The 3,403-nt window shown below is 75.1% G+C and carries 4 protein-coding genes; 1 reads left to right on the top strand and 3 read right to left on the bottom strand.

Annotated elements, in window-relative coordinates; genetic code table 11:
- Positions 1-132 precede the first annotated feature (132 nt).
- From ACFU74_RS36610 to ACFU74_RS36600, 3 genes are all read right to left on the bottom strand, one after another.
- On the bottom strand, positions 133-1,512 hold the full coding sequence (locus ACFU74_RS36610) for an NAD(P)/FAD-dependent oxidoreductase (protein ID WP_380764457.1): 1,380 nt from the start codon (positions 1,510-1,512) through the stop codon (positions 133-135).
- 241 nt (positions 1,513-1,753) lie between these two features.
- The gene (locus ACFU74_RS36605) at positions 1,754-2,350 is read right to left on the bottom strand and encodes a hypothetical protein (protein ID WP_380764456.1); all 597 of its coding nucleotides are present in this window, start codon (positions 2,348-2,350) and stop codon (positions 1,754-1,756) included.
- Positions 2,351-2,441: 91 nt separating this feature from the next.
- Complete coding sequence (locus ACFU74_RS36600) at positions 2,442-2,924, bottom strand: cysteine/serine endopeptidase inhibitor (protein WP_380764455.1); 483 nt, start codon at positions 2,922-2,924, stop codon at positions 2,442-2,444.
- 130 nt (positions 2,925-3,054) lie between these two features.
- Between ACFU74_RS36600 and ACFU74_RS36595 the strand changes: the two genes are divergently transcribed.
- Positions 3,055-3,357: a hypothetical protein gene (locus tag ACFU74_RS36595; RefSeq protein WP_380764454.1), complete on the top strand. Its 303-nt coding sequence runs from the start codon at positions 3,055-3,057 to the stop codon at positions 3,355-3,357.
- The last annotated feature ends 46 nt before the right edge of the window (positions 3,358-3,403 follow it).

Below are 3,403 nucleotides of genomic sequence, written 5' to 3'. Positions count from 1 at the left end.
GAACCCCGCGGCCCCATCGAGACCGAAGCAGCCCGCCGCCTCGCCGACGACCTCAAGAACGAGTGATCACCCGATTACCCAACACTTTCTGAGCCCCCTCCCGGGCCCGGGGCGGTGCGCCCCGGGCCCGGCCTACCGGCCGGCGACGGTGTCGGCGAGGCGGGCGAGGGGGGAGGTGGTGGGGCGGCGGCGGACGGACTCGTGGCGGTCGGCGGCGCGGTAGGCCGCGTAGAGGGCGTGGACGCCGAGCCAGCGGAGGGGTTCGGGCTCCCAGCGGCGGACGGTGCGGCCGACCCAGGGCAGGCGGGTGAGTTCGGTGTCGTACCCGAGCACGAGGTCGCGCAGGGTGCGGCCGGCCAGGTTGGCGGTGGTCACCCCGCTGCCGACGTAGCCGCCCGCCCGGCCGAGGCCGGTGCGGCGGTCGAGGTCGACGGTGGCGCACCAGTCGCGGGGCACGCCGAGCACCCCCGCCCAGGCGTGCTCGATCCGCGCCGAGCGGGCGGCCGGGAAGAACTCGTGCAGGATCTCGCGGAGTTGGCGGACGGTCGCGGGCTGGGTGGCCCCGTCGACGTCCGTCCGGGAGCCGAAGCGGTACGGGACGCCGCGCCCGCCGAGGGCGATCCGGTCGTCGGCGGTGCGCTGGGCGTACATGTAGGCGTGGGCGAAGTCGCCGAGCACCTCGCGGCCGTCCCAGCCGGTCTCGGCCCAGAAGGACGCCGGGAGCGGCTCGGTGGCGATCATCGCCGAGTTCATCGGCAGCCAGGTGCGCCGCTCGCCCGCGAGGCCGGAGGTGAAGCCCTCGGTGGCGCGCAGCACGTAGCGGGCGGTGACGGTGCCGTGCGGGGTGACCGCCCGGGGCGTACGGCCGCCGCGGATCCCGGTCACCGGCGTGCTCTCGTACACCTCGACGCCCAGCCGCTCGACGACGTCGGCGAGGCCGGCGGCGAGCTTGGCGGGCTGGATGCGGGCCCCGTACGGGCTCCAGACACCGCCGAGGGCGCCGGCCACGCGCAGCCGCCCGGCGGTCTCGGCGGCACCGATCTCGTGGACCCGGTCGGGGCCGTAGGCGCGTTCGGTCTCGGCGAACTCGCGCAGGCGGGCGAGTTGGGCGGGCGTGCGGGCGACCTCCAGCACGCCGCCGCGCACCACGTCGGCGTCGATGCCCTCGGCGTCCAGGGTGTCGGCCACCTCGCCGACCGCCGCGTCCATCACCCGCTGCATCGCGGCCGCCCCCGCCCGTCCGTGGCGGCGGGCGAAGGCGCCGCGCCCGGCGAAGCCGTTGTAGAGCCAGCCGCCGTTGCGCCCGGAGGCGCCGAAGCCGCAGAACCGCTGCTCCAGCACGGCGATCCGCAGCCCGGGTTCGGCCTGCTTGAGGTAGTACGCCGTCCACAGGCCGGTGTATCCGCCGCCGACCACGCAGACGTCGACCTCCCGGTGCCCGGGCAGAGCGGGACGCGGCTCGGGCAGCCCGAGCCGGTTCCACCAGAACGACACCGCGCCATTCACACCCACGGACCCGACCTCCAGCTCGCACCGACCATCCCCCGGACGCTACGCCCACCCCCGCCCGGGAACCACCGCCACCCTGCAAGATTCCGGCCTTCGCCCCGAGCACCCTGTCAGCCGGGACGGTCGGCCCCCGAGGATGCGGTCGACGGCGGCACGAGCCCCTACCGGGCCCCGTGGGCCTCCCGCGCGCCGGATCGCCACCGACCACGGTTCTCCCGGCCCGGGGGCGGTGGGTCGAGGCGGGTCAGTGATCGAGGAGGCGGGCCAGGACTTCGCCGGTCGGCTCGTCCTCGTCGGCTTCGGAGGCCAGGCAGCGGGTGTCGAAGGCGGCGTTGCGGGCGCGGGTGAGGGTGGTGGAGTCGTGTGCGGGGTGGAGGAAGGCGGAGTGGTCGGGGGAGAGGCGGAGCAGGGCGGTTCCGGCGGTCCAGTCGGTGGTGAGTTCGACGAGGCCGGTGTCGTCCGCCGCCATGGTGCCGGCGAGGCCGCGCAGGGCGGTGAGGGCCCAGATCATGCCGGGGAGTTCGAAGTCGACGCGGGTGTCGAAGTCGACGGTGAGGGAGCCGGTGGCCTCGTGGTGGCGGAGGGTGAGGGCGTCGTCCTCGTCGAGCGCGGCCAGCAGGGTCGCGTGGTCGCCTTCGATCCAGCGGTCGCACTCCGCGAGGGCGGCGGGCAGTTCGGCCAGGTAGCGGCGGCGGACGGCGGCGTCGGGCCAGGGGGTGCAGAGGCCGGTCCAGTCGGATTCGGGCCGGGCGCAGGCCCGGGCGACGGGTGAGCGGAGGTACGTCCGCAGCCGTGCCGCGTCGATCGTGACCGCCGCCGCCACCGTGACGTACCTCGCCATGTCCGCCCGCCCTTCCGTCGGCGCCCTGCCGCTGCGGAGCCGATTCTGCCCGCCCCCGCCGACAGCCTCGGCGGGAGCGGGGCGGGCCGGTTCAGCCGAGGGTGGCGGCGGTGACGGGCTCGCCGATCGGGATGGTCTGCCCGGCCAGGCCGGTCTTGACGAACTGCCAGGTCAGACCGTTGATGACACCCTGCCCGAGGGGTGCGAACCTCGCGAAGGCGGGCTGGCTGAGGTCGATGTGGGTGGCGTCGCAGGACGGACACTGGTCCTTGACGGGCACGGTGAGGGTCTTGCCCTGGTAGCTGACCTTGACCGAGATGCCCTTGCAGACCGGGTCGTTGTTGGGGTTGGCCGTGGTCCACCAGGTGTGCGAGACGGCGACGAGCAGTTGGGTGGCGGCGTTGATCTGGGTGCCGCAGGCGCCGTAGCCGGCGTCGTTGTAGTAGGTGGCCTTGCCGGTCATGGGCTGGTTGACCGGTATCGCGGCGCTCGCGGTTCCGGCGCTCAGGGCGACGAGCGCGGCGGCGGCCGGCGGGACGCCGGCCAGGATCCGGAGGTTCGGGACAACTCGCATGTGGGCCCTCCCAGTTGGGTCGTTGGTACGGACCCTAGGGAGGTGTCACCCGCATGGTACAGACAAGTGACATGTTGTCATGAACACAGGCCGGGGAGCTTTACCCGACCGGCCGAAGGAGGGACGATACGTGACCGCACGACTCCCCCGCGCGTTCAGCAGGACACCCGTTCCCACGTCCTCGGAGGCCTCCGTGCGCACCCTCGCCCAGCTCGCCGCCCGCACCGCCGCGCCCGCCGCCCTGCTCACCGCCGCCCTCGCCGCCGCGCTGGCACCCGCCCCGGCCGGTCCGGCCGCCGCCGCGTCCGCCGGTCCGGAGCCCCGGGAGGTCAACCAGGGGTACAGCATCCCGGTCGGCGCCATCACCGACCTCGGCGCGCTCCCGGTGCTCGGCGGCCTCGGCCTGGACTTCGCCCGCCTGATGGGGGTCTGAGGGGCCCGTGCCGGCCCCCGGAGGGCCCCCCCGGACGCGCTCCGGG

This window comes from Kitasatospora sp. NPDC057500 (assembly GCF_042802195.1).
Taxonomy (GTDB): Bacteria; Actinomycetota; Actinomycetes; order Streptomycetales; family Streptomycetaceae; genus Kitasatospora.
This window is presented reverse-complemented; position numbering and strand designations above follow the sequence as displayed.